Consider the following 14,293-nt stretch of genomic DNA (forward strand, 5'->3'; position numbering starts at 1 on the left):
TACCACCGGGCTCGAGGCTCTGACACTGGTGAGGTCCAAGCGACCCGACATCCTCATCGCGGATATCGGAATGCCAAAATTGAGCGGGCTATTGCTTGCGCGCAGATTGGGAGACGATTGCCCAGAAACGAAGGTCATCGTACTCACCGCCCATGACGACGCGGCTCACGTCAAACAGGCGCTCGCGGCCGGCGTGCGTGGCTATCTCGTCAAGCGCTCGGCCCCCGATACATTGGTCCCAGCCATCAAAGCGGTCCTGGCGGGCGGAACGTTCGTCGATCCACTCGTAGCGGGACATCTTTTCCCTAGGCGAAGGTCTCGCCAAGCCTCGATCGGAGGTCTGAGCGAACGCGAGTGCGAAGTACTCAAGATGTGCGCGGCGGGGCATTCCACCAAGGAGATCGCGGCGCAGATGATGCTCGGCATCAAATCGGTGGAAACCTATCGGAGCCGGGCGATGGGAAAACTTGGGTTGAAGTCACGTGCTGAAATTGTCGGTTTCGGATTGGCGCAAGGGTGGCTTGCTTAGAGCACGGGCTGCCTTGGCAACTGCCATCGTACTGCATGCCTTTTTGAAAGGTTCGTTGCTCACTCGTCACGCTACGCGATCGTTCGCTGACAGCCTGCGCACACCGGATTTTTCCGCAAATGCCTATCCTTTACCGCAGAGCACGTCACGGATCGCACGCGCGTGGATGCCTCGTGCGATCAGTTTGACACCCGGATCCTAATCGGGCTTCCGCAATGATTGTGCAGTTCCGTCCGGACTGCTTGGCCTGGTAGAGCGCGCGATCACACCGCTCGATGAGCCCGTCAAAGCTTTCGCCTGGATCGAACAGTGCTACGCCAATCGATATAGTCACTTGCCCGACCTCCTCGCCCGTTGTCCTTCGTGTCACCTTCGCGCTTGCTATACGGGTACGAATTCGTTCGGCCACCTGTTGACAGCTCTCGATTGTGGCCCCCGGCAGGATGCACAGCAATTCTTCCCCACCATAGCGGGCCGCAAGATCGCAATCCCGGATTCCCTCCTGTAGATACTTCGCGACAATGCGCAGGACCTGGTCACCGAGCTGATGTCCATACTTGTCATTGAATCTCTTGAAATGGTCGACATCGACCAAGAATACACTTAGCGGGTCTCCTTGTTCCATCGCCTTTAATTGGGCCGCTCGAAGGAAAATCTCCATTGCGCGTCGGTTAGCGAGGCCGGTTAGGGCATCGGTTCGCGATCTCGCTTCCGCTTCCTCAAGCGATTTGCGGAGTCCGTCGAGTTCCTTTGATGCATCGACGAGCTTGGCTTCCAACCCCGACGCACGCTGCGTCGCCTTCGCTAATTCCTCTCCAAGCCGCTTCAAGGCTAACTGGGTATCACCGGTCGAGCGAAGTGTCCGGCCTACCTCGGTCAATTCTTCTGAATGAGCGGCATTGTCAGCAATGGCGCCCGAAAGGTCGCTCCTAACGTTGGCCAAAATTGCATCCAGCTCCTCCGAGATGGTCTCGGCGGCGTCCCCAAAGCTGCTCTGGGATTTTACGAACGTGCCATAAAGTTCGCGATTCAGGGCTTTGTCGAAGTGACGCTTATTCGAACGCAGAATATTGATCATCTTGCGTAAAGCGGCCGACCGGCCAAGTACATAGGCAAACCAAACGGTGAAGTTCGTAGGTATGATCGGAACGTCTAGTTGCCCCATTAGCTGGAGCGCGTTGGCCGAGATGGACGCGACGTGCTCGGGTTCAAGATCATCCAAGTGTTCCATGTGCAATACCTATCATCTTACGTCCGCCCAGAAGCAAGCACGAGCCGTCCTCGCCTTATAACTACCTGATTCTTGGTCACAGCGTGCCAGAGGGCTCATTTCGCGGCGAAGTCGCTCCTTTGTATCCCGAACGATGAAAGTGATTTTTGAACCTCCGCTTGACAGAGCTTCTCAATGCATCGTCGCCCCAGCGCAGCGCTGCCGAGGAACAACTGCGCGGCAAACGTTCCGGAGTTCGTGGTCTGGTGGTGCAGCATTCGCAGACCGTCCTGGATCTCTCCGGCAAACTTGATTAGCACATTTTGGACCAAAATCGGCAACAGGTTGCATCCGCCGAAAGTGCATAGATTGGGGCGTCGGAATCGTAGTGGTCAGCCAAGGCTCTGAGGCGCAACTGCCGGGCTGGCCCACATCCATTTCCGATGAAATGATCGGCGATGGCGTTCGATTTCCAAGTGGGCCTTGTGTTCCTAGCTGGGATTGGCGGACTTGCTGTCTCGCAGTCGGCCCTTCCCAAACATGTTGGGAAGTTAGAGGGACGGACCCGCGGCTCAATTATACGCAGGGTAAGTGGCCGTTATCGAAAAGTTGAAAAGCGCTATACGTAGGTTTGCACAGCCTCGGGTTGTGCCGTCCTGCCGCGGGCCAGATCAAACCGGCTTGACTGCGATCTCGAAGTGGCGGCCCACGAAGAAGGCCTTGCGGTTTCGATCGGTGATCGGGACGTCGATCGTGATCGACAGGTATGGACGCCATTCTGCGTCCGTGACTGCTCTGCCCTGGCCGATGATCCTCAGCTTGTCGCCTTGATCCATCGCCTGCGTGACGTGTCCTAGCGGCGCCATACAGAGCTACAGAGGTCGTCCGTTCCGGGCATGCGATTGATGGATCGGTTGTGACCGTAGAATACAATACCACCCACGGATTCCCGGTCTCGATTGCGTTGACGCCGGAGCAGGCACATCAGACCATCGATTTTTTTGCAGCGGGAAATCCTCCTGGCGAAGGACGCCCCAAGTCAAGATCAAAAAAATTAGCGTGGCGCCGTCGGGTACGGGCTTGCCAACTCCTAGAACGGAATATCCTCCATCACCTGCGGGAACTTCGACGCCACCGGCACACTAATGACGCCCCGCTGATTGGCCATGTTCTGCCGCGGCGTCACCCAGCGCAGCTGCGGCCGGCGATCGTCGGCCGCGCGGCGGTTGTCGAGGCTGTCGCCGTTCCAGTGGTCGACAAAGTGCTTTTTGGACGGCCGCTTCAGCCCCATGCGCGCGATGACCACGCGGTGCAGGATCGTGACGTCACGCCCCTCACCGTCCCATTCCGACCGGCGCGCATAGACCAAGCCGCCTCCCTGGTGGGAGACGGACTAAAGCTATTAAACTGAGCCCGACGCAATGAAAAAGCCGTGGGCTCTGTGGGGAAGCGCCCGGCGCCGCCGTCGGGCATTTCTTCAGCTTATTGTCCCTGCCATGAAGCAGCGGATCTCGATCCGCAGCGTCGGCTTCCGGAAATAGATCGGCCAAACCATGGTCCGCCCTGCCCGGTTCGCTCGGTTATGACTGCCTCATCGGGAACGTCCCACCACTCGCCCTCGATACGCGCGCGATAGTGCTTGTCGTCTTTGGTGGTTTCCCAGTCGACATCAGACAGTGCAGTGCCATTGGCATCTGAACAGCACGGGCCCGCAGTGTCGCTTCTCACGACACATCCCCAAGGACCGCCCTTTGCTCCAAGTTGAGGGCGGGGTTTTTCTTTGCAGCGCAGGGCTTCGGTCCCGCGCTTGAGCGAGGAGCGGGAAGGGCAATTGCCAACGATTGTGGATTTATCGCAAACGGTTGTGCAGATAATTATCCACAGGGTCCGACGGTGTTGTGTCGCCGCTGATCGCACAGGAAGCGTAACCGCCGGTGGCTGGCGGCACACCGCCGACGGCTGGGTCGCTAACGGGGAATTAATCTCATCAGCCCCATACTCTAGGGCAGTTTTAGATGGGTGCCGCGTAAGGGAGCTGTCGCGAGGACGATCCAGCGACGGCTCCCTTTTTGTTCACTCATTTGAGGTCGATGCACGTGAGCAACACATCGGAAACGCAGAGCCAAACCGAACAACCCGAATCCACGGCACCGAGCAGGCGATCCAGTCGGAAATCGATCTTGGCGCTGTCGGTGTTCGCTCTTGGCGTAAACACTACTGCGGCCGTCTATACAATGTGGCCTTCCGATTTTGCCCTGTCGAATGTGAGTAGTTCGGCCGAACTGCTTCCGCACCAGAAAGCTTCCGATCCATTACCGGATCCGGTTGTCGCTACATTGAGGGACATTCAATCAGCCCAGCAGCAACACGTTGCCTTGCTGCAAGAGAACAGCTCCTCATTGCAGCAAAACACGGCTCTGCTTCAGCAGGATTCAACTACGCTTGCGTCTCTAAGACAGAGCGTCACGGATGAGCAAGTCGATATGAAGAAAATATCTGCCCAGATAGCGGATGAACGTGTCGACGTGAAAAGGATGTCTGCTCAGATTTCCACGCTGATAGCGAAGGTCGACTCGCTGCAAAATGCAATAGCCCCGGAGGTAACTTCCTCCATTCCAACAGGGCACGCTCGGCTATCCGGAGTGGTGCGCAAAAGGATGGCTCGGCAGCCTAAACCTCTAGGTCCTGTCTCGGTTGGAGGATCTCCCCTAAGTTTTCCAGCTATCACGTCGGCCCCACAAGGCTAAGACATGCCAAACAGGAAAACTGGGCCCGGGGCTTCGGTCCCGCGCGCACGTTTTCAACGCCCGCCATGTAATGGGTCCCACTCAAACCGGAACTTGGGGTCTCCTGCTTTTGGCGGCTGCTCATTTTTTGATGGCTGCGCCGAACGCCACTCAGCGGTGCAGAGAATCCCCCGATCGCATTCATCTGCGAGCTTAAGAAGCAGGTCCGTATTAGCCTTCGCAAGAAGAGAGGGCCAGTCTGCGATATCGGGTCGCGCGGGCGCTGCTCATGGATCCTCACTCTGCGATACAGAACAAAGATTTGGTCCCGGTCCGGAGCGCTAGCGCGATGGCGAAGCCGCCGGTTCATTCACAGCGCGTCGGCGGATGTAAATCGCCTTGGAGCCAGCGGCCGAGGTCCTTGGAATGCATAGGATCTTCATACGCGGCAAGCGCCGTAATCACGTGATTGCAGACAGCGCACTCTAACGTATGCACGTCGACGCCCGCTCGTGCCGGCTCGACGCTGACGAGCATCATCGGAGCTTTACACCGCGGACAGGCGGGACGCTCAATTGGAGCCAGTGGAACGGCGGACGACACGCGTTGGGATTGGGTCATGCTGCTTCCCTTTGAACAGGCGGGAGCACAACACTCGCAGTCACCGGTAAATGCCTGGGGGGCGGACCGGCGATAGAACAACTATGCGTCGCAGGAAACTCAAACGCGAGTTAATTCCCGGCGGCCGATCGCAACCGTTCGCCCGCCCGCCAGCGTCTTGCGGCTCATACCAGACGGCTAAAACGCTAGCCGTCCGCAACCGCCAGGCATGACGAGATGGAGGGGTTCAGTCCGCCCCCTCTATTTGCAGGGGTTGCGAGACGGGCCAATGCGAAGGCGATCGAGGACTGGCTGAGGCGGTAAAAGAATAGGCGCGGGCATCGGTCTCGCGCTTGTGGGTTCTCTGACGTTCGCACCATCGGTGTGTGAGCGGCGCCACACAGCGGAGCCGCGAATCAATCTACCGTGCGGCTCCTCCCTGAACTTGGGGCCCGCCGCAAATGGCGGGCCGTCTCTTTGTCGGTCGTCGACGGTGCGCCGCACGCCGGCGGGAGTTTAATTGTACCAACTTCACGAACCATGCATGAGCAGCGACAAATCGTGTCACCGGCCAGGGCGTGTTTGGACTTAGGGTCTCATCAGCGCCGCCGCTGGATCGGGAGTCTTGATGCACGAGGTCGTTCGAACATTAGGGTCGGTAGCCCTCGTCAGCTCTCTTTTAGCCGCTTGCGCGAGTTCCGAGCACGCCACATCGAGCTCGGCAGCTCGATCTGCCCAGCCATGGGCGCAGAATCTCAATGAGCCGCCGCCAAGTCGAGAGCCCGCGAGCAACACGGCAGCAGCAGTGCAAGCAGATATGAAAGCTGCACGGACGAGATCATCGCGTTAGCGCACTTTTCAGGGAACTCGCAGCAGGTTGGCACGCCGTAAAACGAATGGCGATGCTGCGTGCACCACCTCAGGCAATTGTGGTGCAGTCGACGCCTGGTGCGCTTCTACGTCGGCCGGCCTGGACGTCTCGCCGATCAGCACGCGCTTCTGGAGGGCCCGCCAATCGATTTTGTCGGTCGCCTCCAAATAGGCCGCCAGCAGGCCGTGGTCCTTTTGCAGGCCCTCGATCACCGCGCTCATGTTGTCGCGAATCTTCATGAGGCGATCGTACGCCAGCGTCATTAAGACCCGGTAAAGTAGCGACGAGAGGCGATTCTTGCGTGCGACAATCAGTGTGGAGGATGGAGACTGGAGTTGACTCCGGAGGACATTCAGCCGTGGCAACCCCTCATCGGAACTGCGGTCGCGCTCATCACGTTCGGTAACTTACTATAACACCAGCCGAACTTCAGCTAAGACCGAAAAGCTCGAGGCCTTCAGGCGATCGCAAAAGCAATCGGCCCTTCGGGCCATACTTCCGTTGGCGATGAGCGAAGTTTGTCAGTAGGCCGAGGAGGCTTGTCACAAGCTCCTCCCGTTGCTGCGATACTGTGAGGACAGTCTTCTGGTTCATGATGGCATCCCGGCGCCCGCATTCCCCGCAATTCCGCCCGACGTCATCAAGTCGCTATCTGAATTCATCGAATACGCTGATGCAATAGCCCGTAGTCTTGAATGGTCTTCAATGCCTCGTCGAGCGACAGGCAGCGATAGAGCTGAAGCAAGCTCAGGTATGGCAACACCGGCGGATATCAAAGCGGTCGCCGCTTATCCAGTCCGGTCGGTCGAGTGAACGGCGCATCAAATTCTTCGCCGAGCGCCTCCCCGCGGTCGCGCCGAGGCCGTCCGCCATCCTCGCGGCGTCGCATTTCCGGGATATGGTTTGGTCCTTCGGTTAGAGGACACGCGAATGACCGGCGCCAGCGAGACAACGTGCGAGATCAAGGCGTTCTTCGCGCGCTATAGCGATGCTTTCGCCGCTCGGAATAGGGAATCGCTGGCGCGATGCTTTCTCTTTCCCTGCCACTTTGTTGGCGACGACGGGGACATCACGCTGACGGTGATCAGCTCCATTGAGCAGTACCTGGCCGAAATCATCAGCCGCTGTTCAGAGGTTGTCGTCAGCTTGGCGCTGCCAGTGGACCGATACGCGATCTTCAAGTCCGCGTTCTCTCGCCACGGCTGCGCCACGCGACGATTCTGTGGGATGTCCTCGACGGGCAGGACGCCTTGCTGTTTTCACATGAACCCGCCTACACGCTCGCCTTGGTGGCGAGCGACTGGCGCATCTGCGCGATTGCCTACCACGAGATGAGAGAGATCAAGGCGCTACTGCTGGCTTCTCTGCGCTCCTCACCGTGTTAATGGAGTAAGCTATCGACCCTGGGCAAGGTTGCATTTGCGCGATCCACACGTTGCGCGAACCGCTTAAGTTATGAATTTACCTGCGGCAGGGTATAGAGAATTGCCACGGCTCGACAGCCATCACACCTCAATTGCAAGTATTTCGGAAGTGAGCGCGCGACCTCGAGCTCCGCCCGATCACTCTAGCTGAAAAGCACTACGCCGGATTCGAACCTTCGAAGCCACGAGGCGGCTGATTTACAGTTATCCGCTCTCCTAACAAAGTCAGTGGCTTACGGGTCGCAAATCCGACGAATTAGGCTTGATGCCGCGCTCGTCGTTGGCGTTCTATCAAGAGAGAGTCGCCAAACTCGTGAGGTTGATAGTCCCACGCGCGGAACGCTTCGGACACGGTAGCCAGCACAGCGTCGCTCGCAAAAGCCCGCAGCAGCTCGAAATGGCTGTCGCCTGTTTGGTGTACGCCGGTGAGGAGTGCGTCCACGGTTCGCAACGGCGTTTGCCTCCCGATGCGTCCTCTTGCAATGCCATGTCCGGGAGGGATGCTACCGACCGCGTCCGCCGCCGATTCAAGTGCGCGAACAACGCTCGTCCCAATGGCGATGATGCGCGCGCCTCGCGAGCGCGCGTGAGCTATCGCCGCCGCAGTCCGTTCTGGGATGTGATAAGGCTCGTCGAAAGGCAACCGCGCATCGAGTGCTGGATCGCCGGTCGAGGAAATACCTGCGGCATGGGTGAGCGTGGTGAAGCAAATTCCTCGTTGTCGCCAGGCAGCCAGCGTGCGCCAGTCGAACGCAAATCCCGCCGAGGGCGCCTCGAACGCGATCGGGTCGGCGGCGATTCGCGTCCAAACGTCCCAGAGCGCCAGCGGTTCCGGGATATGTGCGTATTGGATTGGCCGCCCGTGTTGCGCGAGGCCGGCCAGGATCGTTGCCGAGTCGCACGAGAGTCGGAGTCGAAACAAGCGAGGATGATCGAGCAGACGCTCGATTACGGCGGTCAGTGGACCGAGCGAAAGGCGATCACCGGGCGCGAGCGGCGGTGGCGGCGAACGATCTTCCGTGCGGGTGCTATGATCACCGCTGCCAAACGCAATCGCCGCGAACTCTCTCAGGTTGTGATGCGATACCCACGCCGCGAGCCGGACTTCAATCGGCTCGCGGCTGGCGCAATGATGGCCGACCAGGCTCGCAGGAAGCGTAGCGGCATCATTTGCAACAATGAGATCGCCGGCGCTGAACACAGACGAAAGCCGAGTTCGTGGAAGGTGCCGCACCGCGCCATTTGCGTCGACCGCGAGAAGTTTGGCCGGCGACCGATCAAGTCTATGGTTGTCCATTATTGTTGCTCCGCGACGGCGCGGACCGCGTAGTTCGGCAACGCTGCGAGCAACGCCGTGACAATTTCCATGGCAGCGCGGTCCGGCCGCTTCAAGGTCGTCGGATCGGCATCGGGGATGGCCAGGGCGTGCAGCGGCGTATCCATGTCGCCAGGGTCCAGCGAGAGAAACGAGATACGTTCCATTTTGGCCTCTTCAGCCCAGATCGCCGTCATGTGGCGAAGCGCCGCTTTGCTCGCGCCATAGGCGCCCCAGCAGGAATAAGCGTTGACAGCAGCGTCGCTCGAAATGTTGATCACCACGGCGCCCCGCCCTGCCCCCGCGGACGCCGCCAGCGCGCCGAAGAGCGCCTTGGTCAACCGGAACGGGCCGATCAGATTCACCGCCAGCGCCTGTTCGAGCTCCTCGCATTGGGTATCTGCGAGCAGCGCGAGCGGCGTCGGTCCCAGTGCCGAAGCGTTGTTGATCAAGGCGTCGAGCCCGCCGAGATTGCCGGTAATCTGCATTGCGACCGGATAGGTATCGTGCTTGTTGCCGACATCACCGACGATGCCGACGGCGCCGGTTGCTCCCGCGATGTGCCTGACGGTTTGCGCGCCGCGGGCAACGAAGGCAACACGCGCGCCGCGGCCGGTGAGAAGCCGTACGAGAGCGAGCCCCAAACCAGACGTCCCGCCGGTAACGGCCACGCGAAGATCCTGCAAATCGATATCGTTTGCCATGATTGTGTCCTCCATTGGTCCCAGGCTACAAGTTCAAGTTAACTTGAGGTCAAGCCGAAAGTGTGCTGAATTGGCGCATGGATTCCGTGCTCACGATTGGCGAGGTTGCCCGGCGCAGTGGCGTCGCGTCATCAGCCTTGCGCTTTTATGAGGAGCGCGGGTTGATTGCGTCAGTGCGGGCGGGCTCGGGACATCGACGCTATCCGCGGTCGGTTTTGCGGCGCATCGCTTTCATCGTGTTCGCGCAGCGGATCGGGCTGACTCTTGGGGAAATCGGTGCGGAACTTGCGAAGCTTCCGGTCGATCGAAGTCCTACGCGCGGAGACTGGGCGCGTCTGTCGGGGGGATGGACGAAGCGGGTCGATCAAAGAATTGCCGAGTTGCAAAACCTGCGCGACGGACTCACGCAGTGCATCGGGTGCGGATGCCTTTCGATCGACAGGTGCCGATTGGCAAATCCCGCCGACCAGGCCGGACGCCGCGGACCCGGCCCACGCTACTGGCTCAGTTGATCGCGCTCTCACGGCAACCGTGGAGGAAACATGAGGAACCTTTTCGCGGCAATTCTGTTCACCGGTACCGTCGTCTGCTTCAGCGGCGCAAATGCCGCAGACGGATGCGGTCCGGGTTGCTATGCCACACCGTCCGGTGGATGCGTCGTGGATGGCTGGGGCACCGCTCACGTAAGAAACGAATGCCCTGCCGGTGCCAAGCCTCGCCCTCCATGTCCCCCCGTCCGCGGTTATGCCGACTATGTCTGGAATCGCCGTCTCGGAGCCTGTTTCCCCCGGAGCTAAGGGCTAGACACTCACTGGCATCAGCCGGTCAAGTGGGACCGGTTAGTTAGCTAGTGCCGCGGGGTTGCGCGGGCGAAGGCGCCAGGCTGCCACAAAGCCTGGCCGCAACTTTTTTGCGGCCGGCAAACGGTGCGGAAAACCTGAATAATCAACGACATTTAGCTCACAGTCATAAACCGGTTCGCGACGTTCCGAGACGGAACGATCGAGCAACTCGACCCGTCGAAACGGGGAAAATCCGGGGAATTTGATCCCGGTCTGTTCCAAGACTTCCCACTCGGCCGGATTGGCGGAATTTGCAATCCTCAGTGAGTGGAAAAGGGCGGCGTGTGGGCAGCGTCGACCAAGCGGCCCAAGATCATTAATCTCTGCCAGCCCGAACCGGACTAGCCTAGTCGCAGACTTCAATGTGACGGTAACGCCAGTCGTAGCCGTCCCAATAGCGCTCACGAACCACGCGACAAGCCGGCTCTTCGACATACACTCTCTCGGGCGGCGGAGCGTAATAAACCGGAGGCGGCGGTGCGGGGCGCGAGGCTAGAGCGCCACCAAGCAGCATTCCGCCCAGAAGGCCTCCAGCTACCCCTGCAGCGATTTGTCCATTTTCGGCCCTGGCCGGTGAAGCTGAGATCAGAGCTGACCCGCCAATTATTGCCAACGCACAAAAACCCGCAACGATCTTGCTCATCTCGAACCTCCTGACAGGCCCTCTGTTGTCAGATGCATCAAAGTCTCCAAAATGCCTTAACAATTCTTTTACGATTGAACGCATGTGGCAGAATTTCTCGGTTCTCGCCGATTCCTGTTTTGAGATCCGGGCGGCGGTCGCCGCAGGCCTACAATGTGACAATCGGCCACTCAGGACAGGTAACAGACCGTACCTGACAATTCACTGACATTGGCAAACTCGACCGGCCCTTTCGGGTAACTAAGCTAGAACCAGCCGTTGCGCTTCTGCTAAGCGTTGCCCTCCGAAGGGAAAGGTCACACGTTCGAATCGTGTCGGGTGCGCCAAGTTTACGAAATTGCACGATTTCATCACCCGAGCCCACTTGAGGTCAGCCGTTCGCGACGATCGCCGGGCTGGTGGGCGCGTGACAGACTGCCTCGATGCGATGACCGTCAGGGTCCAGCACGAAGGCGCCATAGTAATCGGCGTGATATTTAGCCCGAAGCCCGGGCAGGCCGTCATTCCGCCCCCCATGGGCAAGCGCTGCCGCGTGAAAGGCGTCGACTGCCGCGCGGTCGGGAGCGCGAAAGCAGATGTGTGCGCCTGGAACAGGCGTCCTCACGTCGGCTTCGCGGGTGATCGTGAATTCAACGCCGGTCGACCCGGGTGCTGCGCCATAATCCAAACCGCGGTCCTCGCCGAAATCAACGATACGCACGAGCCCAAGCGGAATCAGCACAGCGTCGTAAAAGCGCCGACTGCGCTTGATGTCGGTGACCCCGAGTGAAACGTGATCCAGCATAGCGTTGTAGCGTTCGCCCTCAAACCAGGTCCTCGCGAGGCGCAGCACGAACTCGCAAAACGTCGAAGCTTCGGCGACTGGAGCGAGCCCAAGTCGCGCGCATCACGCCCACCGCGGCGAAGCAACAGTGCCCATCTTCATCAACCTCATCGGCCATGGCGCCACCTTTACGCCAGAGCAGGCGACGGTCCGCGTGAAGGACCGTTTCGCGCGACACTACCCCAGATCTGATGGCAACGGATCAGAATCTGAGAGTTCTGGTGGCGCTCATCACGTCCGGCGGGTGGAGGCGGCGACATACAAGTCTTTATCGGTTCTTCGAGAACTATCCCGCTTTGCCCTTCAAGGTTGCACTCGCAACTTCTGAAGTATGGACATGAATCAAGCCGCCAAACTCATGGGCATGCTGAATGAAGGGTTCGTGCGTGCCAACCCGGCGTCCTGCCAAACGGATTGCCTATGGGAAAACCCGCCGTCATCATTCCGACCTTTGCGGAGCGCGAAAGCAATGCTCGGCGAGTTGCGTCCCTGCGGGCAGACCTTTTTGGTTGGTGGGGATGAATTGAAGAGCAACCCAAACGGCGCGTGGAGCTACCGTAAGTGGTAGCCCACCGCATGTGACCAAGGCACGCACCTATCCTTTGCGTTCAGCTCTTAGAATCTGGGCTAGCGAGCCCAGCGATCCTGCCAAAGTTTTTCACCAATCAGGCAGCTGACGCGCGGCTCTTTTTCAGCGGTCGGTATGACGCGGTGCTCTGGGGTCCTTCCCGCGACCTCGAGCAGAAGCTTTGCACGGATTGCCTCCTTGAACTTTTCCCGGTCCGTGATCGGTACCACAAAGGAGCCGGGCCCCCCGATGACACAATCCTCATAGTACCAATCAAGATTGTCGATATCCATCGTTGCATAGGAGGGCTCCTTCACCATAATCGGCAGGCCATTGATCACGATTCCCTTCGCGAGCGCCTCCTCCCGAACCGGGGCGACCGGCAGCCCGTTATTGTTTGGACCATCACCTGAAACGTCAATGACGCGCCGCAGTCCTCGGTACGGATCCTCCTCGAACAGCGGCATCGCGAATTGGATGGCACCCGAGATCGATGTGCGCGATCCCCGGCGGACTGGAGTGTTCATGATATCACTGGCGACCGCATCGGCCGTCTCGGGGCCATCGATCACGCGCCAGGGAACAATGATCTTTTGGTCGCTCGACGCGGACCACTCGAAATAGGTCAACGAAATTTTGCTGTTTGGGCCCGCCCTCAGCGCCTGCAGAAATACCTTTGAGACAATGGCCTGAGCATACCCTTCTCGCTGGACCGCGAGCTCGTCCAAGTCCATCGAATAGGAAACATCGACGGCAATGACGAGTTCGACATCGACCGAGGGCGCAATTTGCTTTTCCGTCATCTGATTCGACGAGGCAGCGCCCACGACGTCACCGCTGAGCAGGCCTGCAAGAAGTGCTGCTCCGATCGAGATACACCGCATTGTGGACCTCCGTCTGTTGGATCCGATGGTGACACGCAACCCGCATCGCGCAAAGCGCGAAGATGTGGCCTCACATTGAAGTTGATCGGTCCGCCGGCTCAATTTGGGCATCCCGCCTTCGGCGCTGCGCTGCGTTGGCTTGTGGGATCATTGAACGCCCTGCGCACATTCTCTCGTGCGTACAAGCATTGGCACTCCCCGGGGACGTGATGTTCCCACCAAGCTCGCCTGCCGAGCCACGGCCGGGCCGACGGCAGGGCTGTGAAGGCCGCTAGACGCGAAGCGGTGGCGCGAAAGCGCGTGCCTTGACCGGGTGATGTCGGTCCTGCGCCAGCCCGCAAGCGGATGCGGCCATGCACCCACTCACAACTCCAGCCTGCGCTTTCGTCCAAAACTCCACTCGATGCCGCCGTCGTCACGCTGAAGCCCGCTGATGTGCTGACCGATGCGCTTCTCGAGCAGGGGTTGCCAGGGCACGAGCTGGAAGCCGAGCCCGTTGTCGATCACGGCGAATCGCCCGCTGACGAGGCTGGCGACGCCGGTGAGGCGGCCACTGACATACTCGCCGGCGCTGCTTGGCCTAAAGGTCAGGCCGCGGTCTCGCGCCATCTGTTGGCCCACGCGCTCGACTTCGAGTCGCTCAAGCTTCGCGGCGACGTCGACTGGGACACGGATTTTGCTGTCTTTGGCGGTCGCAAGTCCCATCTCCACAAGTCGTTGTGCCCTCCGAGTCATAGCTTTGTCTACCTCCCGGCCAAAGCCGATGTCTCGGAGTTCCGAGTGGTCGTTGGCAATCATCTGGTGGTCGAGCCAAGTCGCACCGTCACTCGTAATCTGCCGGTCGAGGTTGATGGCGGAGAGCGTCCGTATCCTTAGCCCGTCACCGCCTTGGCTGAGATCATAGGCCTGCCCGCGCTCGACGACGTCCTTCGGGACCTTCCAATTGTCGGCATCGATCCGCTCGACAAGGCCCGCCCGCCGCAGTGCTTCCAGGCGGCGGACGTGGGAACGCACGAAAGCTTCGGGGTCCTTGCCCTGCCGCTCAAAGCTGTCGCGGACGCGCTCCAGGTGCCGGCTCGGTCGGTAGATGTCGGTGCTCTCCTCGACATTGCTGGCGATGTTGCGGTCAGCTGGTCTTGGACCGAGGACGACTG

At 59.6% G+C, this 14,293-nt stretch carries 15 protein-coding genes and 1 pseudogene; 6 read left to right on the forward strand and 10 right to left on the reverse strand.

Annotation, left to right across the window (positions count from 1 at the left end; genetic code table 11):
• The coding region (locus tag JOZ76_RS03210; protein WP_291697183.1) for a response regulator at positions 1-529 on the forward strand (529 nt) is incomplete at its 5' end.
• Positions 530-674: 145 nt separating this feature from the next.
• On the opposite strand, the gene JOZ76_RS03215 is transcribed toward JOZ76_RS03210, so the two are convergent.
• Complete coding sequence (locus tag JOZ76_RS03215) at positions 675-1,760, reverse strand: GGDEF domain-containing protein (RefSeq protein WP_291697184.1); 1,086 nt, start codon at positions 1,758-1,760, stop codon at positions 675-677.
• A 158-nt stretch (positions 1,761-1,918) separates the two neighbouring features.
• On the opposite strand from JOZ76_RS03215, the gene JOZ76_RS03220 reads away from it, so the two are divergent.
• The gene (locus JOZ76_RS03220) at positions 1,919-2,056 is read left to right on the forward strand and encodes a hypothetical protein (protein WP_291697185.1); all 138 of its coding nucleotides are present in this window, start codon (positions 1,919-1,921) and stop codon (positions 2,054-2,056) included.
• A gap of 354 nt (positions 2,057-2,410) precedes the next feature.
• On the opposite strand, the gene JOZ76_RS03225 is transcribed toward JOZ76_RS03220, so the two are convergent.
• From JOZ76_RS03225 to JOZ76_RS03235, 3 genes and pseudogenes are all read right to left on the reverse strand, one after another.
• Positions 2,411-2,575 carry a hypothetical protein gene (locus JOZ76_RS03225; protein WP_291697186.1) on the reverse strand — a complete coding sequence of 55 codons (165 nt, stop codon included), beginning with the start codon at positions 2,573-2,575 and terminating at the stop codon, positions 2,411-2,413.
• A 254-nt stretch (positions 2,576-2,829) separates the two neighbouring features.
• The gene (locus tag JOZ76_RS03230) at positions 2,830-3,108 is read right to left on the reverse strand and encodes a hypothetical protein (RefSeq protein ID WP_291697187.1); all 279 of its coding nucleotides are present in this window, start codon (positions 3,106-3,108) and stop codon (positions 2,830-2,832) included.
• Positions 3,109-3,216: 108 nt separating this feature from the next.
• Positions 3,217-3,449, reverse strand: a pseudogene (locus JOZ76_RS03235) (hypothetical protein); the annotation flags it as partial.
• Positions 3,450-3,919: 470 nt separating this feature from the next.
• Between JOZ76_RS03235 and JOZ76_RS03240 the strand changes: the two are divergent.
• Complete coding sequence (locus JOZ76_RS03240) at positions 3,920-4,486, forward strand: hypothetical protein (RefSeq protein ID WP_366112804.1); 567 nt, start codon at positions 3,920-3,922, stop codon at positions 4,484-4,486.
• Between the two features lie 1,437 nt (positions 4,487-5,923).
• Here the strand turns inward: JOZ76_RS03240 and JOZ76_RS03245 are convergent.
• From JOZ76_RS03245 to JOZ76_RS03255, 3 genes are all read right to left on the reverse strand, one after another.
• The gene (locus tag JOZ76_RS03245) at positions 5,924-6,175 is read right to left on the reverse strand and encodes a hypothetical protein (protein ID WP_291697189.1); all 252 of its coding nucleotides are present in this window, start codon (positions 6,173-6,175) and stop codon (positions 5,924-5,926) included.
• Positions 6,176-7,616: 1,441 nt separating this feature from the next.
• On the reverse strand, positions 7,617-8,657 hold the full coding sequence (locus JOZ76_RS03250) for an S-adenosylmethionine:tRNA ribosyltransferase-isomerase (protein ID WP_291697190.1): 1,041 nt from the start codon (positions 8,655-8,657) through the stop codon (positions 7,617-7,619).
• A complete protein-coding gene (locus JOZ76_RS03255; RefSeq protein ID WP_291697191.1) occupies positions 8,657-9,379 on the reverse strand; it encodes an SDR family oxidoreductase in 723 nt (240 codons plus the stop codon). The genes JOZ76_RS03250 and JOZ76_RS03255 overlap by 1 nt, the downstream gene beginning before the upstream one ends.
• A 77-nt stretch (positions 9,380-9,456) precedes the next feature.
• Between JOZ76_RS03255 and soxR the strand changes: the two genes are divergently transcribed.
• Entirely contained in the window at positions 9,457-9,891 is a 435-nt protein-coding gene (gene soxR, locus JOZ76_RS03260; RefSeq protein WP_291697192.1) for a redox-sensitive transcriptional activator SoxR, read from the forward strand.
• A gap of 30 nt (positions 9,892-9,921) precedes the next feature.
• Positions 9,922-10,176: a GCG_CRPN prefix-to-repeats domain-containing protein gene (locus tag JOZ76_RS38510; RefSeq protein ID WP_441299966.1), complete on the forward strand. Its 255-nt coding sequence runs from the start codon at positions 9,922-9,924 to the stop codon at positions 10,174-10,176.
• A gap of 1,058 nt (positions 10,177-11,234) precedes the next feature.
• Here the strand turns inward: JOZ76_RS38510 and JOZ76_RS03270 are convergent.
• Entirely contained in the window at positions 11,235-11,696 is a 462-nt protein-coding gene (locus JOZ76_RS03270) for a VOC family protein (RefSeq protein ID WP_366938537.1), read from the reverse strand.
• 328 nt (positions 11,697-12,024) lie between these two features.
• On the opposite strand from JOZ76_RS03270, the gene JOZ76_RS03275 reads away from it, so the two are divergent.
• A complete protein-coding gene (locus tag JOZ76_RS03275; protein WP_291697194.1) occupies positions 12,025-12,255 on the forward strand; it encodes a hypothetical protein in 231 nt (76 codons plus the stop codon).
• A 59-nt stretch (positions 12,256-12,314) separates the two neighbouring features.
• Here the strand turns inward: JOZ76_RS03275 and JOZ76_RS03280 are convergent, their stop codons facing one another.
• Positions 12,315-13,139 carry a DUF1194 domain-containing protein gene (locus JOZ76_RS03280; RefSeq protein WP_291697195.1) on the reverse strand — a complete coding sequence of 275 codons (825 nt, stop codon included), beginning with the start codon at positions 13,137-13,139 and terminating at the stop codon, positions 12,315-12,317.
• Positions 13,140-13,502: 363 nt separating this feature from the next.
• On the reverse strand, positions 13,503-14,293 hold a 791-nt coding region (locus tag JOZ76_RS03285), incomplete at its 5' end, for a DUF3363 domain-containing protein (RefSeq protein WP_291697196.1).

Origin of the sequence: Bradyrhizobium sp. (genome assembly GCF_019244115.1) — a bacterium.
GTDB lineage: Bacteria > Pseudomonadota > Alphaproteobacteria > Rhizobiales > Xanthobacteraceae > Bradyrhizobium.